Origin of the sequence: Brevibacillus jepli, from assembly GCF_047229145.1 — a bacterium.
Classification (GTDB): Bacteria; Bacillota; Bacilli; order Brevibacillales; family Brevibacillaceae; genus Brevibacillus.
This window is the reverse complement of sequence record NZ_JBFEFW010000003.1, coordinates 272,576-297,729: the sequence shown is the minus strand read 5'-3', so window position 1 is coordinate 297,729 and position 25,154 is coordinate 272,576. Positions and strand designations below refer to the sequence as shown.

General features: G+C 48.0%; 25 protein-coding genes. 2 read left to right on the top strand and 23 right to left on the bottom strand.

The window, feature by feature from the left end; all coding sequences use genetic code 11:
* Window positions 1–156: 156 nt before the first annotated feature.
* From AB1L17_RS05250 to AB1L17_RS05225, 6 genes are all read right to left on the bottom strand, one after another.
* On the bottom strand, window positions 157–1,494 hold the full coding sequence (locus AB1L17_RS05250; RefSeq protein WP_412843574.1) for a dihydrolipoamide acetyltransferase family protein: 1,338 nt from the start codon (window positions 1,492–1,494) through the stop codon (window positions 157–159).
* Window positions 1,495–1,514: 20 nt separating this feature from the next.
* Window positions 1,515–2,498: an alpha-ketoacid dehydrogenase subunit beta gene (locus AB1L17_RS05245; RefSeq protein WP_106652951.1), complete on the bottom strand. Its 984-nt coding sequence runs from the start codon at window positions 2,496–2,498 to the stop codon at window positions 1,515–1,517.
* A gap of 13 nt (window positions 2,499–2,511) precedes the next feature.
* On the bottom strand, window positions 2,512–3,504 hold the full coding sequence (locus AB1L17_RS05240; RefSeq protein ID WP_412843573.1) for a thiamine pyrophosphate-dependent dehydrogenase E1 component subunit alpha: 993 nt from the start codon (window positions 3,502–3,504) through the stop codon (window positions 2,512–2,514).
* 18 nt (window positions 3,505–3,522) lie between these two features.
* Window positions 3,523–4,944 carry a dihydrolipoyl dehydrogenase gene (gene lpdA, locus AB1L17_RS05235; RefSeq protein WP_412843572.1) on the bottom strand — a complete coding sequence of 474 codons (1,422 nt, stop codon included), beginning with the start codon at window positions 4,942–4,944 and terminating at the stop codon, window positions 3,523–3,525.
* Between the two features lie 141 nt (window positions 4,945–5,085).
* Window positions 5,086–6,177: a Glu/Leu/Phe/Val dehydrogenase dimerization domain-containing protein gene (locus tag AB1L17_RS05230; RefSeq protein ID WP_412843571.1), complete on the bottom strand. Its 1,092-nt coding sequence runs from the start codon at window positions 6,175–6,177 to the stop codon at window positions 5,086–5,088.
* A 232-nt stretch (window positions 6,178–6,409) separates the two neighbouring features.
* Window positions 6,410–8,479, bottom strand: coding sequence for a sigma 54-interacting transcriptional regulator (locus AB1L17_RS05225; protein WP_412843570.1), 2,070 nt, complete (start codon window positions 8,477–8,479; stop codon window positions 6,410–6,412).
* 233 nt (window positions 8,480–8,712) lie between these two features.
* Here AB1L17_RS05225 and AB1L17_RS05220 point away from each other — a divergent pair, with 233 nt between their 5' ends.
* Window positions 8,713–8,973: a DUF2627 domain-containing protein gene (locus AB1L17_RS05220; RefSeq protein WP_412843569.1), complete on the top strand. Its 261-nt coding sequence runs from the start codon at window positions 8,713–8,715 to the stop codon at window positions 8,971–8,973.
* Here the strand turns inward: AB1L17_RS05220 and AB1L17_RS05215 are convergent.
* From AB1L17_RS05215 to AB1L17_RS05180, 8 genes are all read right to left on the bottom strand, one after another.
* A complete protein-coding gene (locus AB1L17_RS05215; RefSeq protein WP_412843568.1) occupies window positions 8,970–9,893 on the bottom strand; it encodes a UDP-N-acetylmuramyl pentapeptide phosphotransferase in 924 nt (307 codons plus the stop codon). The two genes, AB1L17_RS05220 and AB1L17_RS05215, sit on opposite strands and share 4 nt — an antisense overlap.
* A complete protein-coding gene (locus AB1L17_RS05210) occupies window positions 9,875–10,567 on the bottom strand; it encodes a glycosyltransferase family 2 protein (protein WP_412843567.1) in 693 nt (230 codons plus the stop codon). The genes AB1L17_RS05215 and AB1L17_RS05210 overlap by 19 nt, the downstream gene beginning before the upstream one ends.
* Window positions 10,554–11,108 carry a copper transporter gene (locus AB1L17_RS05205; RefSeq protein WP_412843566.1) on the bottom strand — a complete coding sequence of 185 codons (555 nt, stop codon included), beginning with the start codon at window positions 11,106–11,108 and terminating at the stop codon, window positions 10,554–10,556. The genes AB1L17_RS05210 and AB1L17_RS05205 overlap by 14 nt, the downstream gene beginning before the upstream one ends.
* Window positions 11,109–11,157: 49 nt before the next feature.
* A complete protein-coding gene (gene steA / locus AB1L17_RS05200) occupies window positions 11,158–12,324 on the bottom strand; it encodes a putative cytokinetic ring protein SteA (RefSeq protein ID WP_412843565.1) in 1,167 nt (388 codons plus the stop codon).
* Window positions 12,325–12,444: 120 nt separating this feature from the next.
* Window positions 12,445–12,621, bottom strand: coding sequence for a DUF2759 family protein (locus tag AB1L17_RS05195; protein WP_412843564.1), 177 nt, complete (start codon window positions 12,619–12,621; stop codon window positions 12,445–12,447).
* A gap of 116 nt (window positions 12,622–12,737) precedes the next feature.
* Window positions 12,738–13,541 carry a class I SAM-dependent methyltransferase gene (locus AB1L17_RS05190; protein ID WP_412843563.1) on the bottom strand — a complete coding sequence of 268 codons (804 nt, stop codon included), beginning with the start codon at window positions 13,539–13,541 and terminating at the stop codon, window positions 12,738–12,740.
* Complete coding sequence (locus AB1L17_RS05185) at window positions 13,538–13,918, bottom strand: VOC family protein (protein ID WP_412843562.1); 381 nt, start codon at window positions 13,916–13,918, stop codon at window positions 13,538–13,540. The genes AB1L17_RS05190 and AB1L17_RS05185 overlap by 4 nt, the downstream gene beginning before the upstream one ends.
* On the bottom strand, window positions 13,902–14,714 hold the full coding sequence (locus tag AB1L17_RS05180) for a class I SAM-dependent methyltransferase (RefSeq protein WP_412843561.1): 813 nt from the start codon (window positions 14,712–14,714) through the stop codon (window positions 13,902–13,904). Before AB1L17_RS05180 ends, AB1L17_RS05185 begins: the two co-directional genes overlap by 17 nt.
* Window positions 14,715–14,815: 101 nt before the next feature.
* Here AB1L17_RS05180 and AB1L17_RS05175 point away from each other — a divergent pair, with 101 nt between their 5' ends.
* Window positions 14,816–15,682, top strand: coding sequence for a LysR family transcriptional regulator (locus AB1L17_RS05175; RefSeq protein ID WP_412843560.1), 867 nt, complete (start codon window positions 14,816–14,818; stop codon window positions 15,680–15,682).
* Window positions 15,683–15,689: 7 nt separating this feature from the next.
* Here the strand turns inward: AB1L17_RS05175 and AB1L17_RS05170 are convergent, their stop codons facing one another.
* The 9 genes from AB1L17_RS05170 to AB1L17_RS05130 form a co-directional block, all read right to left on the bottom strand.
* Window positions 15,690–16,565, bottom strand: a complete 876-nt coding sequence (locus AB1L17_RS05170; protein WP_412843559.1) for a metallophosphoesterase — start codon at window positions 16,563–16,565, stop codon at window positions 15,690–15,692.
* Window positions 16,540–17,118 (bottom strand): beta-class carbonic anhydrase, encoded by a 579-nt coding sequence (locus AB1L17_RS05165; protein WP_412843558.1) that lies wholly within the window; start codon window positions 17,116–17,118, stop codon window positions 16,540–16,542. The genes AB1L17_RS05170 and AB1L17_RS05165 overlap by 26 nt, the downstream gene beginning before the upstream one ends.
* A 204-nt stretch (window positions 17,119–17,322) precedes the next feature.
* A complete protein-coding gene (locus AB1L17_RS05160) occupies window positions 17,323–17,757 on the bottom strand; it encodes a hypothetical protein (protein WP_412843557.1) in 435 nt (144 codons plus the stop codon).
* Between the two features lie 677 nt (window positions 17,758–18,434).
* A complete protein-coding gene (locus AB1L17_RS05155) occupies window positions 18,435–19,043 on the bottom strand; it encodes a lipoprotein (RefSeq protein WP_412843556.1) in 609 nt (202 codons plus the stop codon).
* A 478-nt stretch (window positions 19,044–19,521) separates the two neighbouring features.
* A complete protein-coding gene (gene spo0A, locus AB1L17_RS05150) occupies window positions 19,522–20,310 on the bottom strand; it encodes a sporulation transcription factor Spo0A (protein ID WP_412843555.1) in 789 nt (262 codons plus the stop codon).
* Window positions 20,311–20,549: 239 nt separating this feature from the next.
* The gene (spoIVB, locus tag AB1L17_RS05145) at window positions 20,550–21,884 is read right to left on the bottom strand and encodes a SpoIVB peptidase (RefSeq protein ID WP_412843554.1); all 1,335 of its coding nucleotides are present in this window, start codon (window positions 21,882–21,884) and stop codon (window positions 20,550–20,552) included.
* Between the two features lie 161 nt (window positions 21,885–22,045).
* A complete protein-coding gene (gene recN, locus AB1L17_RS05140) occupies window positions 22,046–23,770 on the bottom strand; it encodes a DNA repair protein RecN (RefSeq protein ID WP_412843553.1) in 1,725 nt (574 codons plus the stop codon).
* A gap of 16 nt (window positions 23,771–23,786) precedes the next feature.
* Complete coding sequence (gene ahrC, locus AB1L17_RS05135; protein WP_047068862.1) at window positions 23,787–24,236, bottom strand: transcriptional regulator AhrC/ArgR; 450 nt, start codon at window positions 24,234–24,236, stop codon at window positions 23,787–23,789.
* Window positions 24,237–24,241: 5 nt separating this feature from the next.
* Complete coding sequence (locus tag AB1L17_RS05130) at window positions 24,242–25,099, bottom strand: NAD(+)/NADH kinase (RefSeq protein WP_412843552.1); 858 nt, start codon at window positions 25,097–25,099, stop codon at window positions 24,242–24,244.
* Between the last annotated feature and the right edge of the window lie 55 nt (window positions 25,100–25,154).

Genomic DNA, 25,154 nt, shown 5'->3' with positions numbered 1-25,154 from the left:
ATAGAAGCATGAGTCTCTGCGCCGTACAAATAGCGAAGAACAGCTGATAATTTATCTGTTGCAGTAAACTTAGACAAAAAAACTGCACCGCCAACTGTTAAGTGTGTCTAACAATTGGGGTGCAGTTCATTCTGACCTGGTTTTGTTATGCGATCACTAGTACAGCTTGGTATCCGGACCTACGTTCTCAAGCTTTTGCTTGACACTTTGCAGGAATCGTCCGCAAATCAGGCCATCCAGCACGCGATGATCCAAGGACATGCAGAGATTCACCATTGAACGCACAGCGATCATGTCATTAATCACCACAGGACGTTTCACAATCGATTCGACACTAAGAATGGCCGCTTGTGGCGCATTGATAATCGGTTGGGACAAAACAGATCCAAAGGAGCCCGTGTTATTAACGGTAAAGGTCCCGCCGGTCATGTCATCCATCGTCAATTTCCCTGCACGGGTGCGCGCTGCCAGATCATCGACTGACTTCGCGATGCCTAGAATCGATTTTTGGTCAGCGTGCTTGATGACAGGAACATACAAAGCATCTTCGGTTGCTACTGCAATGGAGATGTTGATGTCTTTTTTCACGATGATTTTGTCATGCGCCCATGTGGAATTGATCATTGGGTATTCTTTCAATGCCTCGACTACCGCTTTGATAAAGAACGGCAGGAAAGTGAGATTGAGCCCTTCTTTTTTTGCAAACTCGCCTTTTGCCTGATTGCGGAAGTTAACGAGATTCGTCACGTCTACTTCAATCATCGTCCAGGCATGTGGAGCTTCATGCTTACTCTGTACCATCCGGTTCGCGATAGTACGACGAATAGACGTTACAGGCACGACTTGATCACCACTTGCAACCGGAATATCTGCTTGAACAGCCGGAGTCGAAGCTGGGACTGTCGGCGCTGGTGTTGAAACCGGCGCAGATACTTCCACTGCTGCCACGGGAGTTGTCACGACAGGCTCCTCCACTGCCTCAGCTGGCTTTTGGCCACCTGCGTCAATAATGGCTTGCACATCTTTACGTGTAATACGCCCGCCTGCTCCTGTCCCTGTGACGCGTGACAAATCGATACCGTGTGCTTGCGATAGCATCACAACAGCAGGTGAATAGCGTTGTTTTGGCCCTTCACCGCTCGGCGCTTGCTGAACGGATACAGCCGGAGCTGCTGCTTTTGGCTGTTCGCTTACTGGTGCTTGTGGAGCTGCTGCTTCTGTTGTGCTAACAGACGCTGCTGATCCACCTTCCGCACCACTTTCTTCTATATATAGAATCAATGTGCCGACAGCGACTGTTTCTCCTTCTGGCACGACGATTTCTGTTACGCGACCTGAAACAGTGGAAGGAACTTCTGCGTTTACTTTATCCGTTGTCACTTCAGCCAGGGAATCGTATTTCTTGACCGTATCGCCTACATTGACCAACCATTTGCTGATGGTGCCCTCGGTCACGCTCTCTCCGAGCTGGGGCATAAGTACTTTCGTTGCCATGATCCTTGGTCCTCCTCGCCTTAAAAGTTGGCCAACTCGCGCATTGCTTCCAATACTTTTTCCGGGTTTAGCATAAAGTATTTTTCCATCGGCGGGCTGTATGGCATAGCCGGCACATCAGGACCACAAAGGCGTTTGATCGGCGCATCCAAATCGAACAGACAATGCTCTGCTACAATCGCAGCTACCTCACCGCCGACGCCGCCTTCTTTGTTGTCCTCGTGTACGATCAATACCTTGCCAGTCTTCGAAGCCGCTTCCGCGATCGCTTCTTTGTCCAATGGATACAGTGTACGCAAATCAAGAACATGCGCGCTGATCCCTTCCTGTGCGAGCTTTTCAGCTGCTTGCAGGCAGAAGTGCAGAGTCAAGCCGTAGGAGATGACGGTAATGTCTGTCCCCTCTCTTTTAACGTCCGCTTTACCGATCGGCAGCACATAGTCGTCCTCAGGCACTTCGCCCTTGATCAAACGATAGCAGCGTTTGTGCTCGAAAAAGAGGACCGGATCTTCATCGCGAATCGCTGCTTTTAGCAAGCCTTTTGCATCGTACGGTGTCGAAGGTGCTACTACTTTCAATCCAGGGGTATTGGTGAACATCGCTTCCACTGATTGAGAGTGATAAAGTGCACCGTGAACCCCACCACCGAATGGGGCGCGAATAGTGATCGGGCAATGCCAGTCGTTGTTGGAGCGATAGCGCATTTTCGCAGCCTCACTCACAATTTGGTTCACAGCTGGCATGATGAAGTCTGCAAACTGGATTTCCGCAATCGGGCGCATACCGTATGCCGCGGCACCGATACCGACACCGACAATCGCAGATTCAGCCAGCGGTGTATCGATCACGCGCTCCTCACCAAACTCTTCAATTAAACCGTTCGTCGCACGGAAAACCCCTCCACGCACGCCAACGTCTTCTCCGAGGATAAACACATTGGAATCGCGACGCATTTCTTCGCGCATCGCCATTGTAATTGCATCAATAAAAGAAATGACTGCCATGAAAGATCCCCCCTTATTCCCCGTATACGTGTGTCATCGTCGATTCTGGTGTTGGATATGGCGCGTTTTCTGCGTACTCAGTGGCTTCGTCCACTTCTAGCTGCACGCGGGCAAGCATATCTGCTTCCGTATTTTCGTCCAAGAGACCGATTTCTCTCAAATAAGCGGCGAAAACGATTAGCGGGTCCTTTTTCTTCGCTTCTTCCACTTCTTCTCTCGTACGATACACGCGATCATCATCGTCACTGGAGTGCGGAACAAGTCGATACATCACAGCTTCGATCAGCGTCGGTCCTTGACCGCTGCGCGCACGTTCTACTGCTTCTTTCATGACTCGATATACTTCAATCGGATCGTTTCCATCTACACTGAATCCTGGGAAGCCATAGCCGATCGCACGTTCTGCTACACTTTCACATGCCAGTTGTTTTTTCAACGGAACTGAAATGGCGTATTTGTTGTTTTCACAGAAGAAAATGACCGGAAGCTTGTGAACACCTGCAAAGTTGGCGCCCTCGTGGAAATCCCCCTGGTTGCTGGAGCCTTCGCCAAATGAGGTATAGACAACAAAATCTTTTTGCTGCATTCTACCTGCCAATGCCATACCGACTGCGTGAGGCACCTGCGTCGTCACCGGGCTGGAACCCGTCAAAATATTGTACTTTCTGCCACCGAAGTGACCTGGCATCTGTCTTCCGCCACTATTCGGATCTTCTGCCTTCGCAAAAGCAGATAGCATGCAATCACGTGCAGTTTGCCCAAAGACGAGCACCAAACCAAGATCGCGATAATACGGGCACAAGTAATCTCTGTCTGTTTCCAGCGCAAAAGCAGCACCCACCTGAGCTGCTTCCTGACCCTGGCAGGAAATGACGAACGGTATTTTGCCCGCACGATTCAACAGCCATTGGCGCTCGTCAATTTTTCTGGCCAATAGCATGTAATAATACATGTCAAGGACTTGCGCATCGGTTAATCCCACTTGCTCATGCCGCTTGGTTGTCATCGTTACATACCCTCCTTGCTAATTGTGGATCGCTTTTCCGTCGACAGCCTGCGCTGCCTCCATGATCGCTTCCGATAAAGATGGATGCGGGTGAATCGTTTGACCGATTTCCCACGGGGTCGCATCCAGTACACGAGCCAAGCCCGCTTCAGAAATCATATCCGTCACATGTGTACCGATCATGTGAACCCCTAATAAATCATTCGTCTTGGCATCAACGACCAACTTCACAAAACCATCATTCTCACCGTGGATAAGTGCTTTACCCAGCGGCTTAAAGCTGAACTTCCCGATTTTGACATCGTAGCCTTGTTCTTTTGCTTCTTTTTCAGTGAGCCCGACATTTGCGACCTCTGGTCGGCTATACGTACACTTCGGAACCTTGGTGTAATCCATTGGGTGCGGATTTTGTCCTGCCATGTGTTCAACGGCAAGTATTCCTTCATGCGAAGCTACATGAGCCAGTTGCAAACCACCAATCACATCACCAATAGCATATATATGCGACTCTGCAGTCTGGAAAAATTCATTCACCACGACAACGCCGCGCTCGACTTTGATTTCTGTTGCTTCCAGTCCGATGTTTTCTACATTCGCTTGGCGTCCTACAGAGACGAGTACTTTTTGGGCTTCAAAGGTTTGGACTCCAACCTTCGTTTCGGCCTGAATAGAGACTTTGCCTTCGCCTTTTTCCAACGATTCAGGCAGCACCTTCGCTCCTGTCACGATATTGACTTTGCGCTTTTTCAAGAGACGAGCCAATTCCTTGCTCACTTCTTCATCTTCAAAAGGCAATATACGGTCGGCGTACTCCACAACGGTAACCTCTACACCAAAATCATTTAGCATAGACGCCCACTCGATCCCGATTACACCACCACCAACGATGACAACAGAAGCAGGTAATTGCTCCCACTGCAATGCTTCATCACTGGTTACCACATAGGAGCCGTCGATGACCAAGCCATGGAGTGTGCGAGGGCGAGAGCCTGTAGCAAGAAGAAGGAAACGTGGAACGATCATTTCCTGATCGCCATTCTCCTTCTCAATGCGTACAGCACCTGCCTGCGGAGAAAAAATGGATGGCCCCATCACTCTTCCAAAGCCCTCAAAGACTGTAATACTGCCTTTTTTCATCAAGTACTGAATGCCTTTGTGAAGTTGGTCGATAATGCCTTGCTTTCGTTCTTGTATTTTCGTGAAGTCATAGCCTACAGTACCAGCCGAGACACCGTATTTGTCAGCTTCCTTCAAGGTGGAGAATACTTCTGCACTGCGCAAAAGAGCCTTGGACGGGATGCAGCCACGATGCAAGCACGTACCACCTAGCTTTTCTTTTTCCACGATCGCTACCTTCATTCCCAATTGGGAAGCGCGGATTGCCGCTACATAGCCGCCGGTACCTCCACCGAGGACGACTAGATCAAACTCCTGAGACACAACGATCTCTCCTTTCATGAGGAAAGCTAGCCTACTTATTTACGAGAATATGAATATTCAAAGAAAACGGTTTATGTATCCCTTGACCGCCCTCCAGGAAAGAGCGGCCAAAGGGGTATGAAGCTTATAGAAAATGCACGATTAGCGCTTGTAAACAGTCTTGCCGTTTTGCAGGAAAGTATTACGGGATCTTGCAACACTTGCAATGCGTTCTTCAGCCATACGGTCAGCTGCCTTATAGGATGGCACGCCGTCACGTTCAGCGATTTCGTAGATTTTCAGGATGCTATCGTAGATGGTTTCTACTTTTTTCAGTGCGCGCTCGCGGTTGTAGCCTTGCAGCTCATCCGCCACGTTGATTACGCCCCCTGCATTGATTACGTAATCAGGTGCATAGATCAGACCCAATTCGTGAATTTGGTCACCGTGTCGCTCTTCTTTCAGCTGGTTGTTAGCAGCCCCTGCAATGACTTTTGCTTTGAACATCGGAATGGTGTCATCATTGATGATCGCACCCAATGCGCAAGGCGAGAAGATATCGCACTCTACGCCAAAGATTTCGTTTACACCCACAGCCTTGGCACCGAAATCGTTCACTGCACGATCTACGTTTTCTTGATTGATGTCCGTTACGATCAAATGCGCACCTTCTTCATGCAGATGGCGGCACAGATTGTACGCTACGTTTCCTACGCCCTGAACGGCTACTACGCGACCGGAGAGAGAGTCGGAACCAAAAGCCAATTTCGCAGCAGCTTTCATTCCGCGGTATACACCGTAAGCTGTTACTGGAGATGGATTGCCGCTGGAACCGAATGCAGGAGAAACACCTGTTACAAAATCTGTTTCCAAGTGGATCATATCCATGTCTGCTACCGTTGTTCCTACGTCTTCAGCAGTGATGTAACGACCATTTAGCCCTTGGATATAGCGGCCGAAAGCACGGAACAGCTCTTCGCTCTTATGCTCGCGAGGATCGCCGATGATAACTGCTTTACCGCCACCAATATTGAGACCTGCTGCGGCATTTTTGTAAGTCATTCCACGACCAAGACGCAAAACGTCTACAATCGCCTCTTCTTCTGTTTTATACGGCCACATACGCGTACCGCCAAGTGCTGGTCCTAATGTCGTATCATGAATGCAAATGATTGCTTTCAACCCGGAATTTTCGTCCTGGCAAAATACCAATTGCTCGTAATCGTACTTTTGCATGTAATCAAAGATGTTCACTGAAGAAACCTCCCTAGTATCTTTCGTTTTCCGCTTATGCAAGCTGGCTTAACAGTGGGCTCCAATTGGAGAATTTCCCGCCAAGATGTATATGCAAAAGTCATGCCAACATAACCAATCTAATGAAAGCGCTTTATTTACAAGAACGTGGAATTTGCACCCCAACGTCAAGTGTGCATTTTTTTGCATACACACGCAAGATTTTGCGTGCAAGTTTTTGCGTAGTTATGTATTATTCTTCCTGCACATCCATGATGCCCAATTTTTCCATCTTGTAGTACAAGCTCCGGATCGCGATGCCGAGGCGTTTGGCCGCAACTGTTCGATTTCCTTTCGCTGCTGCCAGTTCCCTTAAAATGTGCTGGCGTTCTGCTTTTTCCACCGCTTCTTTTAACGTGGTACCACTCGAAGCCTCATGCTGTGCCACGTCATTTTCATTCGAAACGATTCTTCTTTCCAGAGGAGGCAGATGCTCCGGCAAAATGATCCTCTCGTTGATCCGCATATGAATCATCGCCCTGCCCAGTACATTCTCCAGCTCGCGAACATTGCCCGGCCAGTGATAAGACAGGAGCATCCGCAGCGTCTCCCCATGCAATTCTTCAACATTTCGCCCGTACTCCAGATTGGCCTTGCGCAACAGGTGCAGGGCAATTGGCTTAATATCTTCCAAGCGCTGTCTGAGCGGAGGGATATGGATCGGCACGACATGGAGACGATAGTACAGGTCCTCACGAAAACGTCCCGAACCGATGGCTGCTTCCAGGTTCACATGCGTAGCTGCAATCACGCGAACATCGATGTGAATCGGCTTCGTTCCTCCGACTCTGACAACCTCCCGCTCCTGCAAAACGCGCAAAAGCATGACCTGCATGCTCATCGAAAGCTCGCCGATCTCGTCCAAAAAGATCGTACCACCGCTCGCTTCCTCAAACAGTCCGCGCTTTCCACCTCGCCGCGCCCCAGTAAACGCGCCTTCCTCATAACCAAATAGCTCACTTTCAAGCAAGCTCTCTGAAATAGCTGCGCAATTGACCCGGATGAATTGGTTGTATTTTCGTTCACTTGCATTATGTATGGCGTGGGCAAACAATTCTTTCCCCGTACCTGATTCCCCACGAAGAAGTACGGTTGCCGGTGTTAACGCAGCTTTTTTGGCTTGCTCGATCGCTTGCTGCATGGGCTCGCTATAGCCAATAATATCGGCAAAGCTATATTTTGCCTCCAAATTGCGGATGATACGTCGAGCTTTCTCCAGCTCTTCTGTCAGGCGCTTGAATTCGGAGACATCGTGAATGACACCGACGCTACCTTTCAGTTCCCCATCGACTACGACAGGTGCGACGTTGACCACGACGTCCTTGCGTTTTGGCCCCAATTTCATGGGAACGCCTCTGACTGGTCTCTTCGTCTTCAGGACCTGCATATGCATGCTGTCCCCTTCGGAGATGTCTACCGTAGCAGGTTTACCGATGATGTCATCTTGCGAAAAGCCCGTAAGTCTCGTATAGGCAGGGTTGATCAAGAGTCCATTTCCGTATTGATCGACGACAGATATCGCTTCATCCGATGATTGAATAATGGCTTGCAGCATACTCTGCAATTCCTTCAGGTTCGTCACTTCTTCGGCTAAGGCCATGATCTCCGTGATATCGCGAAAAATGGCGACTGCTCCAACAACCTCACCTCGATCATTGCGAACGGGTACACGGTTTGTAATAATCCGCGTCTGATTCTGCAGGATTTGCTCCTGATTCAATTCGGATGAGCCTGTCTCTAATACAATATGTAACCGGGTGTTCGGTATACGCTCCGAAACTTTTGTATCCAGCACTTCGCTCGCCTCGATGCCCATCAATCGTTCTGCTGCCTTATTGAACAACGTAATAATTCCTTGGCGATTGACCCCGATAATCGCGTCATGCGTGGAGTCCAGCATCGTTTCCCGCTCCCGCTGATTTTGCATCAAAACCGCAATCAGCTTGTCACGTTCCCGGATCAATTTCATGACGATTCGGGTAAACGTCCCCGGGATGAGTACTGTCTGATCCTTCTTTAACTGCCTGAGATGCTCATACTCTCCCAGGTCCCCTGTTGCTTCTAAAATAACATCCAGATCCTCATCCAAATAAGGCCGGTAATCTTGATCGACGGGAATCCCCAATGATCGGGCCAGCTGTATGCCTGGGGCGTCCGACCGTTGATCGACGACGGCAACGATTTTTAATCGGTCCATCTGGTTTAGCATACGCAGGAGTGCCGTTCCACCACGTCCAGCACCAACGATGAGCAGCTTGTGCATGCGAGAGACCCCTCACTTTACGTGCGTGTTCAATAAGTTGAACAACCTCATTACGATCTTACTCGTTACCATTGTACTCCAACAAATCGTTGATGGACAGGCGTTCTTCCCTAACGTGCGCTCGTTCATGTGCAACGGGTACGGTGGACAAGGCAGTATGCATCCGATATGATGAAAAGACCATGCTGTAGAAGTTAAGGTTGTTCAGCGTTAGAGAAAGGTGTGAACCACCCGTGGTTTTTCAGAAGATCATTGCACTCTTAATTATGGTAATCCCGGCGGCAATCGCCATGTACGGCATCAAGCTGATCCGTGACGCTTTTTTCTATTCTGCTTCTCCTGATGTTAGCTTTTTATGGGGAAAACTCATTATGGGCATACTGGCTTTTGCCATCCCTGTATGGTTTATTGCCGGATTTATTCTGCATCACGAGCGCAAAAAAAATCGCGTACAGCCCCGTTTCATGATTCCTGAACCAGATGACGAGGACTAGACCAAACCGGACGAACCCGTCTGGTTTTTTTCTTGATCAGCATCAGCAGTTCTTCCCCACTCATCAAGTCGTTGTAGCCAACTGACCCGCTCGATGACACGCGAAAAAGAATAAAATTCGGCCGCAACCTGCATGAAGATGAAAACCACGAGCATGCTCACCTGCACATACGTGGGGGTCCCCATCACAAAGGAATAACCCACTACAAATCCCAGTGCATTCGCCCCCGTGTCCCCAAGCATCATTCTGCCGCCAGCGTCATACGTAAACATGAGAATACTTGCGAGTATGACTGGTATCAAAAAAATCCAGTTTGCCACACCCGCAGTGACTTCTACTGTCCACAGACTACCAGCTCCCGCCAGTGAGATCAGAAACCAAAACACTTTAATCGCTCGTGCAGGTCGTAAATCAACCAAGTTAATGATATTGGGAGAGAGTGCAAGCAAACCAAAGGAAACAGCCCATGTCCATAACGAGTCCGATAAAAACAGCGAAATGCAAATAGCGGTGCTCGATCCTCCGATCAACTTCCATATGCCGCTCGTTACTCGCCGCTCTCGCCATAGCATGCCAAAATGTCCACGAAAGCCTTTCGCTTCAGGGTCAGATGCGCGATCGTCACGCCATCCCCAGTACGCCATTGCACTCATCCCCGCCATCAGTAAAAAACCGTGCAGAAATATCTCAGGGGTAGCGCCTGTGAGCAACAGTAACACTTCGAGAACGAGAACAGATAAGGTGGCAGAACACACGAGAATCAGACCGCAAGCGGTCAACACGGTGTCTCCACGGTAATTCAAACGATTCATCCCCAACGCTTGGAGCTTCTGTGAGACGATTTTTTGCACGGGTCGTTCAAGCAATAGAGGCATGACCATTGCAAAGAGAAGCATAAGCATCATGATCTTCGTTTCCACTCCTGCCCCTCCCACCATTTCCAGCCTAGCGCTCGGCTGATCGCAATGAACTCTTTCCCTCGATGACAGAAGCCTGCCCAATCGTTTTTCGTTTCACGGTGCGAAAAAAAGACAGGGACCTCTAGTACACGATACCCTGCCCGCAATACATCGACAGTGAGCCCCACTTCAATGCCAAATCCTTTGTCCAGACTCCCCAAACGGTCAAGAAGCTCTCTGCGTATTGCCCGTTGCCCAGATAAAGGAGCTCGTGATTCAAAGCCTGTCAGCATCCGAATACCATGATGGGCCAAGCCTTTTGCCAATCCCAGGCCTGCTTTTACTTGCGGAGGCGGAAGGACAGCCACGGCCATGTCACAGGTATCTTGTAGCACGGGCGTAAGTAAATGAGAGGCTTCTGCTGCGCTGTCTCGCAAATCTCCATCGAGCAGCATCACCACATCCCCATTGGCACGCTGCCAACCCGCTTGAACGGCAGCCCCTTTTCCTTGATTGCGTGGCGCACGAATCACGATGTCAGCCCACTTGCTGGCTAGATGAGCCGTCTCATCCTGGCTGCCATCATCAACAACGATCAGCTCATCACAAAAAAAGCGTTCGCGGATCGCTCGAAGTGTAGCGCCGATAGAAGCCGCTTCGTTGTACGCCGGGATGACGACACTAACTTTTTTCACGCGAGCCCTTCCTTTCTGTTAATCTTCTCTGCACTTTCTCCAAAACTGCCCATTGCTTTGCAGGTGAGTCAGGCACCGCTTCGATCTGTATCCAGGAATTCGACTTATCTTCCTGAAGCCAGAGTGGTGTTCGCCGGGCTACAACCAAAAGCAATCCATCTTCCCAGCTGTTTCCCTCCTGATGAGAAATCACTTCCATGCCTACCGAATGCAAGAGCCGCTTGATCTGCTCCGTAACTTTGCCATTCTCCTGCCAGACATATACCTTGCTTCCCGCCAGTTCATCCATATAGCGAATGCTCATGAGCTGGACTACCTCTTCGTTGTTGCGCTCAAATTCCTGGAGTAGTCGGTTCATTTGCTGTTTTAATTCATGGTTGCTTTTCAGGGCACGATCATATTTTACTTCCATTTTGGAAAGAATCCCTTTCGCGCCTTGCGCAAACCACGAATGTCCTGCCGTACCTCCTAGCAATATACCTACCCCAAGCGCGACAAATATGGCAGCCAGCGATATGAGATGATAGCGGAATGGTATCATGTAAACCTCCCTGCAAGTACTGTTCAAAAGACGGCTTTTTGAACTTCCCCTAAAATGTCCAGGTTCGCCACTGGGTCCAAATCATCTGTGCAGCATGACGGGCGATCGGATTGATGATGAGTGCTGCCGAGACGGGGACAAGCATAGCAATAACACACCATCCCCACAGCTTCCGCGACTCACTCGGTCGATAGAGGTGGCTGACTCCTTTGGCATCGATTAGCTTCGTGCCAATTTTTGTGCGGACCAATAGAGTACTTGCCATGCCTTTGCGCCCTTTTTCCAGAAAATCAATCATGCTCGTATGGGCACCAATCGTGACAATCAATTCTGCTTCCTTCTCGTACGCTAACAGCATCGCCACATCTTCGCTCGTACCTGGCGCTGGCAGCACATGATATGGCAAGTCGAGAGCTTTAACCCGAGCTATTCCAGGTGCTGTCCCATCAGTAAAAGCATGGACGACAATCTCTGCACCGCTGTGGAGTGCTCTGTCTGAAACGCTATCCATATCACCCACAATCAAATCCGGTCGATACCCTGCGTCTAAGAGAGCATCTGCACCACCATCGACGCCAATCAAAACAGGCCGATATTCACGAATGTAGGAGGATAGTGTCAATAAATCCTCTTTGTAATGCTTCCCGCGGACGACGACCACCACGTGTCGCTGTTCCATTTTCGTATGTAATCGCACATGGCAAACTGGTTGTAAAAACAGGTCTTTTTCCTTGCTCGCGTACAAAAGTGTATTGTCTATAAACAAAGACAGTGTGTCATCTAGCTTTTCGTGAGCTTCTTTCCATCTCATCAAAACGGATTGAACGGTAACCTGCTGCAGTCGGCAAACATGCACCCATTTCTCTTCCAAATGAACATACAGATTGCCTTCGCGTATCGTCGCATATCGTCCCTCAATCCATTCAATGAACGATTGCGAGACATCTACATCCAATACCTCATAGAGCGTGACACCGGACGTCAGAAGCCGACGAGCTCCTTCTGCCGGATATTGCCCCGTCATAAACATCGACAGATTCAGAACGACTTTTACTCCTTTTTCCAGCAAAGCCAGTGCAGCGATTTCATCAACGTCAGGGTGATCAATGATGGCGATTTGTTGGGAGTGGAGACGTTTACACAGCTGCTTCGTCTTCAGATCGGCCGCTACGACAGCCGTGTATGAATGTGCTGCAGAACCTTTTTGTTTGCCCACTTTTCCACCTCCGCCCTTAGTATGCTAAATATTTCCTAGCTGCATGCAAAAAAAAGACATGAAAAAGAGGCTGTGCAACAATCACACAGCCTCTTCAGGCAAAACATTTTTCAGTTTAATCTACGCACCCTTGACCAGGTAGTAAATGATCAAACCATCGCAAAACAGGAAAACCACCAAAGATACAAAGCCAAATAAGATTGCAAACGTGTTTTTCGCTTTGATGGAGTTCAAACAGCCCCAAGCGATAAAGAATGTGAAGATAAACATCAGGATGTCAAATAAAACGATTTTCATAAACGACAACTCCTTCACCAAGATGACGCAAACCGGAATACAATGGCAATTCTATTATATAGCTTCACGTATTATGAGACAAGCATATCCAAATTTGTGAACAAAAAGTTTCACAATTATTTACCTTTTATTGTGCCACATGTTGCTCTGCCTATCCATATACTCCAGCAATCTTGCTCTTTTATTTTTTCTTGCCCGGTTACGTGGTCACGAATGGTATGAACGAGATCTGCCAGTTCATCATCGGTCAATTCATGCAGGATCGAGCGGCCCTTTCTAGTGAGCAGATCCTCTTCCAAGTCAAACCAGGTCTCATATTCACGCCTTGTTTCCCATAAAGCTGACTTGTCCACCTGCTCAAGTCCGGCGAGCTTCATGGCGGTCTGCACTGCTCCATCTTCCGGACGGCGTGCCAGCTCTACAGTGAGCAGACGGGGGAATCGGGTAAAGAAATAGCCACGAAAATGCGTTGGTGAGGCTGGCTTTTTGACATCTTCAATCGTCCGATCTTGTATCAGGCATATTCCACCCGGTGCCAATAACCGGATTACTTCTGAAAAAAATGCTTGCAGGTCCTGTTCTGGCAAATGATGAATCAAGGCACGAGCAAATACAATGTCTGCACAATGACTGGGCAAGCCTGTAGCTCGTGCATCACCTTGGACAAATGAAAGGGCAGGATCGTCTGCGCAATGCTCCTTCGCCGCTTGTACCATTACTTGTGAAAAATCTACTCCCGTGACAGTAGCAGCACCTAGCTGCGCCCAAGCTTTACTGTATATCCCGCCGCCAGATCCTATATCCACGATGTTTTTTCCCACGGGATTGACAAGAGACAAAATGGTCTCACTCCATGAATTGTCCGCGGTTCTGCCTGTATAGCTCAACTCGTTTTTCTCTGCGTGAAAATCGATTGTCATTCCTGCTTCGCCTCCATGAACTCCAGTCGATTTCCAAATGGGTCCTCAGTGAAAAAGCGAATCAGATGCGGGATTTCTTCGTCGATCCGAATCGATACCCCATTATCCTGCAAGTGCTCCATGAGCGAGCCAATGTTTTGCACGATGAACGCAGGATGGGCTTTTTTCGCGGGTATGAATCCCTCTTCTACTCCGATATGAATCAATTGGGCGCCACACTGAAACCATGCGCCACCTCGGACGCGAAGCTTCTCTGGCTTCGGAACCTCTCTCATTCCCAAAAGCTCCCCGAAAAACCTGCGTGCTACGTCCTCCGATCCTACTGGTGCTGCTAATTGTACATGGTCAAGTCCAATCCATTCATGCTTTTTGGTCATCGTCTTCCTTGCCTCCTCTTTTATTACACAGAACCATCCATTCATCTATCTGATGGGTCAGCACTCTGCCTTCTTCAACGGTAAGTCCTAAGTATGCCTTCTGTTCGTCTGTAGCTTCCAGCAGCATCTTCTCAACGGCCGCTTCCTGCTCAGGTGATTCGGAAGTTCGCTGTACCCATGGTAAAAAGGCAAATTGTTTTTTGCGTAGTTGCTGCTTTTGCTCAAATAAATGATTGGCCTCAAACAAAGCGCGCCATTCACTTATACAGAGACAACGAACATGGCTGGGATCACGTCTCTTTTCTACTTCATTTACGAATGCACAGAGTGATGGCTCCTCAGGTGAAACGTTATCGATGAAGAGAAGCAATCCACCCGGGGTAAGCACTCGACTCACTTCACGAACAAAAGCAGCAGGATCAGGAAAATGATGAGCAGCGATACGGCACGTGACGATCTCAAACGATTCGTCTAAAAATGGCAGAGATTCTGCATCCGCCTGAACATACAGCACATTTTCTACAAGCGCTTGCCGATTGGCAGCAGAGGCAGCCATGAGCATCGGGCGAGTTAAATCCGTGGCGACGACCAAGCTCACATGTGGAGCCAATGTCCTCGCTACGTGCCCACCTCCCGTGGCGATATCCAATGCCCGCCAGTTTGCTGCTGGCTGCATCCACTGCACGATTAGTTCCAGGTCGCTGCCTGTTGCGTGAGTCTTACTTTTCACGTATTGCTCTGCATTTTTTCCGAACTGCTTTTGTACAGCTTGTTTGATCTCCTCATGACTACTCATTGGGAACACCTCCTGCGTTAATCATATTCCAATGTTTGTCATCCTTGTTATAGAATATAGATAACTAGTTATCGAGAATTCCGATAGGAGGCAGACTATCAGTGGACCTGGAAAGTCTTGAGGTATTTTTGACGATTGCTCGTCACGGATCAATTAACCGCGCTGCACAAGCATTATTTTTGGCTCAATCGACACTCACGCACCGATTGAAGCAGCTGGAGCGCCAGGTTGGATGTGCCCTTTTTGTTCGTACGGCCTCTGGAGTCAGTCTTACTGGCGAAGGACGACGTTTGTTACCCGTAGCTACGAATATCGTAGAGCAAATGCGTTCCTTTATCCAAGAGAAGGAACAGCACCAATCAATGAACATCGTTGCGGGAAAAGCTTTTGTCGCGTATGAGCTGCCGCGACTGATCGGTGAATATCGGATGAGTCATCCGGGTTTTACTTGTTATGTACGCTCTACCTTGTACGAGGAGTCTCTTAGCGCCCTACTAACAGGGACAGCTGATATTGCCTTTCTCGGAAGCGAAATGTATCACCCGCACATTCATCAGGAATTCCTCCCCAGCGATCGGCTCCTGCTCGTTATGGCCCCCGGTCATCCTTGGGCGAGTGGTTTTCCAGGCTTTCATGCGTGGGGAACGGAAGAAATGATTGTTTTCGGGAATCACACCGCTCCTTACCGCCAACGGATCGACCGCTACCTCGCGCAGCAAGGCGTTTTTCCGAATATGATTATGGAACTGGATAGCTTCAATGCTGTTAAAAAAATGGTGGAACGTAATTTGGGCATCACGATCCTACCGGAAAGAACCATTCAACAAGAGCTTTCGAGCGGAAGATTGGTTGCGTATGATTTCGCGAATGGTGAATTACTTCGCCCGACGCTCATCGCCTATCTGCATCCAAAAAAAGAGGACGATGCTTTTCAGCAATTCGTCCAATGGATTAAGGAGCACTATTAACAAAGAATCATTGCAAGGTGATAACAGTTAGCTCCGGGCGGCAAAATAAACGAACAGGCAAGATCGTCGTACCTAATCCTCTGTTGGTGTACAACGCCATGCGACCTACCTGATACAGTCCTTGCACATATTTGCGCCCGTACTGTGGCGCCAAGAGATGACCGATGAAAGGCAATCGCACCTGTCCACCATGGCTGTGACCGGACAATTGCAGATGAACGGGATGCTCTGAGGCGATATCAGCAAAATCAGGTTCGTGCGCCAACAGGATGACCGTTCCCTCCGCCGGAATATTGTTCATTGCTCGCGGAAGATCCGGTACACCGTGTAAAATGTCATCGACTCCTGCAATATATAGCTGCTGACCATTTCTATTCACGACCACGTGCCGATTGTCCAGCACTTCGAATCCAGACGCGATCAATCCTTCGCGAACACTTTGTTGTTCACCTGCTCGATAATCGTGGTTGCCCAAAACGGCGTATTTGCCTAACGGTGTCTGGAGCTGGCTGAAAAGCGAAACTGCGGCGAATAGAGGACGGGTCACTTCATCAACCATATCGCCTGTGAAGCAGATCAAATCCGGCTTTTCGCTTTGGATCACTTCTATCACTGACTGTAATTCTTTTAATGCAAAATAATGCCCCAGATGTACATCGCTGAACTGTATCAGCTTGGTTCCCTTAAAGCCCTCAGGCAAGCCAGATATCGTGATGGACACGCGTACAACGTCGAGCCACTTGCGCTCCCATCCATAACTGTACAAACCAGTCCCCATGCCCAGCCCAAGCAGTCCACCTACCCATTTCATCATTTTCCTGAGAAATGTTTTTCGTGACATAGGGACAATGTGAGGATCATTCACTGTCTTCTGTTCGGTCATACCCATTCACAACGACGTCTAATCTTCCCGTCACCGGGTCAATAAGCAGACCATGTACGTCCACATTCGGTGGGAGGAGCGGATGTTTTTTAATGGTTTCGACGCTATTTTTCACACTATCTTCTACACGATCAAATCCGTGCAGCCATTTATGCAAGTTGATGCCCGCATGTTGAAGCGTGGAAAACGTTTGAGCCGATACCCCTCTATCCAGCATCTTCTCCATCGTACGTTTGCTGTCGATCGCACTCATCCCGCAGTCATAATGACCGACAACCATCACTTCTTCTGCATTCAATTCATAGATCGCGATCAGAATACTGCGCATGATACTCCCAAAAGGATGGGACACGATCGCCCCGGCGCTTTTTACGTGCTTGATATCCCCATTGCGCATGTTCATGGCTTTCGGCAGCAGTTCAACCAAACGTGTATCCATACAAGAAAGCACGACCAGACGTTTATCAGGAAACTTGGTGGTTTGGTACTTTTCGTATTCGTGGTTGGTCACAAATTCGCGGTTATATGCAAGAATTTCATCTAAATTACGCACTTCACAGCACCTGCCTCGCTCTTAGTAGTATGATTTTCTGTCGTATGTTTTCTATTTTACATATTGGAGTCTGAATCGAGCAAGAGTATACGGCACTTTTGTTAAGACAAAAAAGAAACGTTACCAACTTCAGTAACGTTTAACACCGTTATTGCCTTTCTTTTCCGCTTCGTATGATATCCCCGTTACTCGCTATCTTTTATATTACTCTTCTTTCCGTTTAACAAGATAACTCAACATATACAGATGATAATAAAGGAAGGAAGCGATTCCTCCAAGCAAGAAAAATCCTCCAGCATCTCTCGGATTTGAAAATATCCTTCCTTCTGACAGCACAAGCAAGAAAATAAAAGTTGCCAAGAGACCAGCAATCAAGTAAACGGAAACTTCAAAAAAGTACATAAATAACGAATGTGAAATCTTTATTTTTCTTTTGATCCTTTCAATGAGGATTGAAAAAGGAACGCCTAACAAAAGATAAACAGGAGTCGCATAAACCAGATAAATCATCACCAAACTGGAGAATGAAAAATATTGAACGTTAGATTCACGTTCGGTTTCTGGCGTATAGTTTACGAAAGCGAATGACAAACAAATAATGACTGATGATACTAGCGCAATTATTATTTTTCTAATCACTTTTTCCTCCGAATCAACTGAGACTCATTGCGAATCATATTTTTTTGACTTTCTATTTATTTGTCTTCGATCGAAAAAAATGTAGATGATGCCTACTAGTGTAAAACCAATAGTTATGAGGAACCAGTAGCTGAGCAACCATGAAAGAAGATCGATCACAAGTGTTAAAAACCCGCTAGAAAATGCTACCCATAATAGACTAATTCCTGCCACGACGAATAGAACAGCTTTCATGATCAGCCCTCTTTCCACATAAGAACCAGCTTTGTAATAAAAATCACCATTCCTATTATACCTAATTTTCTCACAATACATTATAAGAATAGTATTTACTTGCACAAGCATAGTAGAGGGTCACACAAATACATGAATGTAGGCGATTACGATTACTTATGGATTTCTCAGTTCGGCGCGCAAGTATCGCCCCATACGTACAGGCACTACGGAGCCATTAAGTTGGGGACCCCATATCTTTGATGAGACTCCTTGGGCATACTTCACTGGCAATGATAGAAAAATACGTCCGTTTTACTACTGTAAACAGACGCTAACACCTCACTAAAGTCAAAGTTGATTTTTGATGCTCGGATTTTTCTGCGCCTGCTTAATTCTTTGAGCATACTTCAAATGAAAATAATCGCTTCCCAGTTAGGTGGCGCTTATTTCTTTTGCTTATTTTATTTGAACCTGCTCTCCGTAACAATCTTCACATATCCGATATTCTCCGAATTTCCTTCGAGGTCTTTAACCACACGAACCGCATAAACTCCGTCAATCCCGCCGAAGTCAAGAAAATGTGGCGCAATACTCTCCGGCTCCAGTCCGTCCTCAATCGTCAGCCCAGCCGCACGCATCGCTTTTATAGCGTCAGCCGGGTACTTGAACGTCTCAACCGGTTTTACCTCAATCCTGGCCGCGACTTCTTCGATAAACATGACGCTTATCTCGCCTACATCCGTTTTGTACGTATGACGAACGAATGGTGTTTTCTCTTCCGTCGAAAGTGACGTCCACTCTCCGGTTTCTGTCGCGATAGGCTTGCCGAGGAGTGCTGTAACATCGGCTTCTGGTTTTCCAGCGATGGACTTGATGGTGAATTCCGGCTCGGCTGGTGCATGCGCTGGTTTTGCAGGCTCGCTATTCGATGCGGGCGTTTCCGTCCCTCCCGCTTCTATGCTCTCCTTGACACTCTCCGGTAAAGATTCCAAGTTTCCGTTCGTATCTTTAAACTCACTACATCCCGTTAGTATCATGAGAGCTGTGAGTATGTACAATGACCGTTTCATGGCACGCACCTTCCGTTTTTAACTAATATTACCATAAATAACATCTCTTTCATGTGAACCGGACGAATTCGATTACACGGTGTTAGTATTTATTAAAGTCGTTTAACAGGATTAATGAAAAAATGTCGAGATATGATTATGACATCAAATGGAGAGGGAGATAAGCGTGGCTCCCCTAATTCTCGTCCTCGGACTAAGCTCGTTTTCCCAAACGTGATAACTGCGCGGGTTTGCGCGTTCCGGTCTATATAAAAAGAAACGTCACCCAATTCAGGTAACGTTTGCTTTCGAAAGTGTATTCGGTTAATGCTCTTCTCAACGATACTTCCGGTAAATTGCGTACTTTATGGAGGTGACACGAACGCATTTTTTCGTAAAGACAGTGGTTAAGTTTATCCGAACATCCCCGCAAATTGTCGCAGAATTTACGGAAACAGACCGATTAGCCACCGTTCAAAAACGCAGTAATGACGCGGCTTTAACTAATCTTCGCCTCAATCCGCAGCTTGTCCGCCACCATCGCAATAAACTCGGAGTTGGTCGGCTTCGCCTTCGTATTGGAAATCGTATAACCAAACAAGCTGGAGATGGAATCCAAATTACCACGGGACCAAGCCACTTCAATCGCATGACGGATGGCGCGCTCTACGCGGCTAGCCGTAGTATTGAACTTCTTAGCGATGTCTGGATACAGGACCTTGGTGATTGATCCGAGCAGCTCGACGTCGTTGTACACCATTGTAATCGCTTCCCGCAAATACAAATAGCCCTTGATGTGCGCAGGCACTCCGATCTCGTGAATGATACTGGTGATGCTCGCGTCCAAATTGCGTCCACGAATCTGCAAGGTAGCTTGCGGTTTCACCGAAGTAACAAAAGAAGATGCCGGCTTTGTTGTAATGATTTGACGAATGCGTTGTGCAAGCACTTCCATATCAAACGGTTTCAAAATGTAGTAAGCTGCTCCCAGCTCTACTGCTTTCTTCGTAATCTCTTCCTGCCCGAAAGCAGTCAACATGATAATTTTAGGTTGGGGACTTAAGCGCATGGCCTGAATTTGCTCCAAAACAGCCAAGCCATCCAGATGTGGCATGATGATATCCAAAATTAATACATCGGGTACACGTTCCTGCAGTAGTCGGACTACCTCATTGCCGTTGTAAGCAACACCTACAACATTCATGTCATACTGGCTACTGATGTACTCTTCTAACAGATTTACAAATTCACGGTTATCATCTGCCAACAACACTTCAATCTTGCTCAAGGTCGTTCCTCCTAACAATGGACGGTCTTTTGGAAAGAAGGTGGCGTCTAGAAGTTAACAAATCTAAAAGGATTAATCCATACCATCTTTTCTCTACTAAAAATAATTCGACAAAGCAAAATTCATTCCTGCCAATGACGAAAGATTGAATGATTTAACTGATATTTCGACAAAGGACTCCAAAAATCGAAAAAACCGCCTCGCTTCGTACGCGTGACGGCTCTCTTCTCTCTCTTCATTCAGGCAGCCTTGCTCGTATTTGTACGGGATTCAGCGGTACCGCGTACATTCACACCTGCATCCTGAAGCATCCATTCAATGTAGCACCCATATCCCGAAGTTGGATCATTGACGAACACATGTGTAACAGCACCGACGATTTTCCCTTTTTGAATGATGGGACTGCCGCTCATCCCCTGTACGATGCCGCCCGTCTTTTCCAAAAGACGTTTGTCCGTCACTTTAATGATCATCCCTTTTGTAGCAGGAAAATGCTGCTTGACCACGTTTGCGATCTCAATATCAAACTCTTCTACTTTTTGTCCCTCGACAACCGTCAAAATTTTGGCTGGCCCTTCCTCTACCTGCTCAGCTAGCGCGATCGGTAATGGTTCTTCGTAATAGCTACGTTTGGGTTCGCCCTTCATTTTACCGAAAATGCCAAAAGGGGTGTTTTTGGTTATATTCCCGAGCACTTCACTCTCATTGTAGAAGCGCGCAAACTTTTCCCCTGGATTGCCGCTTTGTCCTTTTTCAATGGACGTGACACTAGCTTGCACGATCTGGCCATCTCCTACTACAATCGCTTGACCAGTATCTACGTCGGAAATGACGTGCCCCAATGCCCCGTACGCTTTGGAATTCGGATCATAAAAGGTCAGTGTCCCTACTCCTGCTGCTGAGTCCCGAATATAGAGGCCCATTCGATATTCACTGTCTTTTTTGTCCTTAGCTGGGTTCAAAGTGAGCGTGAGCTTTTCTTTTCCGCGAACGACGAGGAGTTGCACGGAATGATTCTTTTTTCCCGTTTCATTAATCATTTTCTTCACGTCGTTCATGTCATTGATGTACATGTCATTCATTTTGATAATCATGTCACCAACGTGTACGCCTGCCTGTTCACCTGGAGAAAACTTGCTTTTACCATCGTCTACTAAATGATGACCGACAACCAAGACTCCCGCTGTTTGCAGCTTCACCCCGATTGATTGCCCACCAGGGTACAACCGCAGATCTGGCAATACATTTACTTTTACAGCAGTCAGCGGAATGTTATGCCATTTCACCTGCAATTGGGCTTCCCCAGCCCTGCGCGGTTCAACGGACATAGGTCTGCTCAAATCAACGGATACCTCACGCGCTTCTGTCCCGTTGACGTGCAAAATGTCAGGATTGCTATTGATTAGCGTGCCCATTACCGGCACAGAGACCCGCAGCTGCTCGAGGGACCCTTCCATCAAACGCAATTCACGGGGAAAGGAGGACAGATCGCGGAACGGGGTGGAACTCACGACAATCGCCGTGATGAGGAGAAGGAGACTTCCCATCCATTTTCTTTTGTTTTGTCGGATCACCAGCAATCACTCCTACCGTTCCCTACCTACACCTACAAAACGGCCAAGTCCGTTTTGACTAGAGACACCTCCACCTTGTGTACCTATAATGTTGCCCTGCGCCAAGCGGATTATGTCAGGAAAATAACCCACTCTGAACGAAAAAAAGACTGCCAACCGGATTAGTTGACAGTCTTTCGCTCACGTCCGAGAAGGATCATTTCTCGTGCGTGTTCTTCTGTTTTCGCTGTTACTTCTGCCCCGCTAAGCATGCGAGCCAGCTCCGTCACCCGCTCATCATCTGACAAGCGTTGCACCCGCGTCTCCGTCTCATTTTCGGTCATTTCCTTTTTGATCAGAAAATGGGCGTCTGCCATGGAAGCGACCTGCGGCAAATGCGTAATGCACAAGACTTGGCGCTGTCCAGCAACGCGAGCCAGCTTTTCTGCTATCGCTTGTGCTGCTCTTCCGCTTACGCCTGTATCCACTTCATCAAAAATGAGGGTCTCCACTTGATCAGTACCCGCCAAAATCGTTTTGATCGCTAGCATGACGCGAGACAGCTCTCCGCCGGAAGCAATCTTCGCCAATGGACGCAAAGGTTCACCTGGGTTAGGGGAGATTAAAAACTCGATCTGATCCATCCCGTTCGCATCCACGAAGCGCTTGATCCCATCGATCTCCACTCCGTCTTCATCTGGCGTCTGTCTGACATCAATGGCAAAACGTGCACGCTCCATATGCAGTTCTTTTAGCTGCTGCTCAATCTCTTGAGCGAGCTTCCCTGCACATTCTGACCGAATGACAGACAACTCCAATGCTTCCACGGCTAGATCAGCTGCTAGCTCCTGCAAGCGTTTTTCCACCTGCTGGAGTCGATCTTCGTAGTGATGCATGTCATCGAGCTCGTCCTGAATCGTCGCAGCGTATTCTAAAATATCATCAACGCTCTTCCCGTACTTACGTTTTAATGATTGAATCTGATCGAGTCGACGCTCGACCTCCGCTAGCTGCTCCGGTTCAAAATCCATTTGATACGAAAGCTGACGAAGGTTATGTACGACATCTTCAATTTGATAGTAAGCGGATTGGACCATTTCCAAAATCGGCGCGAGCTGTTCTTCGTAGTTCACACCACGCTCCAGCTCACCCATTGCATGCCCTAACCAATCCATGCCCTTCTGGTCACCGTGCAAGGCGCGGTATGCATCTTGAATCGTTGCATAAACTTTTTCAATGTTCATCCACTTTTTTCGCTGCTGCAAGAGCTTCTCATCTTCACCAGGCGTCAATGTCGCAGCCTCGATTTCATCCAGCTGATATTGCAATAGATCGATGCGCTGGACCAGCTCCCGGTCATTACGCGCCATACGCTCCAGATCTTGCTTGGTTTTGCGGTAAGCTGAATACAGGGTCCCGTACTCTTGCTTGGCAGATCCTAATGCATGTTCCCCATAAGCATCCAGCCAATTAATATGCTTGTCGGACTTCATCAGCATATGCGTATCGTGCTGTCCATGCACCGTGACCAGCCAAGGACCTAACTCACGCAGCATCGCCAGAGTCACGAGCTGACCATTCAAGCGAATAATGCTCTTTCCTTGATTCGATATGTCTCTGCGAACCACGAGCATACCGTCTTGCTCAATCTGGACACCTACATGCTGACAAACGGCAAGTCCAGGATGGCCAGGCGGCAGTTCAAACAGTCCTTCTACTTCTGCACGGAGCTCACCGTACCGTACGAAATCAGCCGAAGCTCTGCCTCCCAGCAAGAGGCCAAGAGCATCGATGATAATGGATTTACCGGCACCGGTTTCCCCTGTCAGGATGTTTAATCCTTTTTGAAAAGAAACCGTCACCGATTTGATGATGGCAAAATTTCGGATCGAGAGTTCCACTAGCATCGCAAGCGACCACCTTCTACAACATTTCCATTAAGCGTTTCGTCACTTCATTGGTGTTTTCTTTCGAGCGGCAAATAATCAGGATGGTGTTGTCGCCACTGATTGTTCCCATGATTTCTTCCCAAGGGAGGTTGTCAATCAGTTCCGCTACCGCATTCGCATGCCCCGAAAGTGTCTTCAGTACAATAAAATGATCGGCTTGGTCAATGCTAATAAAGGAATCCACGAGCATGCGTTTCAGCTTTTGCAGTGGATTGAATTTTTGTTCAGCAGGCATTGAATACTTATATCGTCCATCAGGGAGCGGCACTTTTACCAAATGCAGTTCCTTGATGTCTCGGGATACAGTCGCTTGGGTCACGTTAAAGCCAGCAGTCCGCAAGCGGTCCACCAGATCATCCTGTGTTTCTACCTCTTGATTGCTGATGATCTCCCGAATACGAATATGTCGTTGCCCTTTGTTCATATGGATTACTCCCATTCCCCTTGTAATTTCGTACGTATTGCTTCGAAAAAGCCGCCCTTTTTCCACTTAATCAGCGGAGTAACATACGGTGACTTTTTGATGTAAATCTGATCGCCGCCCTCGAGTCGATAGCCAAACTGACCGTCAATGGACAGCCCCATCTCTTGATGAATGGCATCCACTTCCACCCGGATCGTCTGATTCCCTGAAAGTACCATCGGCCGTGCCGTCAAGGAATGTGGGGCTACTGGCGTCAGTAATAGCATGTCCACATTGGGCGCCACTATTGGCCCTCCTGCGGAGAGTGAGTATGCCGTAGATCCGGTAGGCGTTGAGACAATTACGCCATCTCCGCTGAACGTAGCGACATACTCATCATCCAAATAAACCGCGCATTGAATGATCCGGCAAAATGAACCTTTTGCAATACCAATATCATTCATGGCCGTGTATTTCCCCAGTGTGATTCCTTTTCGCACCAGACAAGCTTCCAGCATCGCTCTCTTTTCGATGTCATACTTTCCGGAAAGGAGATTGTCTACAGCCTGAGGAAGATGCTCCGGTTCTGCTTCCGACAAAAAGCCTAACGTCCCTAAATTAATGCCGAAAATCGGGATGGAGTGACCGGCAAGCTGGCGAGCAATTCTGAGTAGCGTGCCATCGCCTCCCAGTACACACACCAGATCCGCTTGGTTGCCCATCTCTTCTACAGATGCACCCAGCTCTGGATGTCCTACATCTGATGCGACATGCTCATCCAGGAATACTTGCGCTCCTCTGTCCTCAAGTAAATACAACAGCTCCCGCGCAACGATGCGTGCTTCGGGTTTTCCTTTGTTCGCTATGATTCCAATTCTCTTCACGTGGTCCACCCCAAAACTGGTTGGTTGGAAATCCTATTAGAACAACCTCATATAC

Coding starts and splice junctions, on each gene's coding strand:
- AB1L17_RS05185 (WP_412843562.1), bottom strand. CDS start 13,918: ATGACCAAAAAGCATGAATGGATTGGACTTGACCATGTACAATTAGCA.
- AB1L17_RS05190 (WP_412843563.1), bottom strand. CDS start 13,541: ATGACAATCGATTTTCACGCAGAGAAAAACGAGTTGAGCTATACAGGC.
- AB1L17_RS05250 (WP_412843574.1), bottom strand. CDS start 1,494: ATGGCAACGAAAGTACTTATGCCCCAGCTCGGAGAGAGCGTGACCGAG.
- AB1L17_RS05205 (WP_412843566.1), bottom strand. CDS start 11,108: ATGATACCATTCCGCTATCATCTCATATCGCTGGCTGCCATATTTGTC.
- AB1L17_RS05225 (WP_412843570.1), bottom strand. CDS start 8,479: ATGCACAAGCTGCTCATCGTTGGTGCTGGACGTGGTGGAACGGCACTC.
- recN (WP_412843553.1), bottom strand. CDS start 23,770: ATGCTAGTGGAACTCTCGATCCGAAATTTTGCCATCATCAAATCGGTG.
- AB1L17_RS05180 (WP_412843561.1), bottom strand. CDS start 14,714: ATGAGTAGTCATGAGGAGATCAAACAAGCTGTACAAAAGCAGTTCGGA.
- AB1L17_RS05245 (WP_106652951.1), bottom strand. CDS start 2,498: ATGGCAGTCATTTCTTTTATTGATGCAATTACAATGGCGATGCGCGAA.
- AB1L17_RS05240 (WP_412843573.1), bottom strand. CDS start 3,504: ATGACAACCAAGCGGCATGAGCAAGTGGGATTAACCGATGCGCAAGTC.
- AB1L17_RS05195 (WP_412843564.1), bottom strand. CDS start 12,621: ATGAAAATCGTTTTATTTGACATCCTGATGTTTATCTTCACATTCTTT.
- AB1L17_RS05155 (WP_412843556.1), bottom strand. CDS start 19,043: ATGAAACGGTCATTGTACATACTCACAGCTCTCATGATACTAACGGGA.
- AB1L17_RS05170 (WP_412843559.1), bottom strand. CDS start 16,565: ATGACCGAACAGAAGACAGTGAATGATCCTCACATTGTCCCTATGTCA.
- ahrC (WP_047068862.1), bottom strand. CDS start 24,236: ATGAACAAAGGGCAACGACATATTCGTATTCGGGAGATCATCAGCAAT.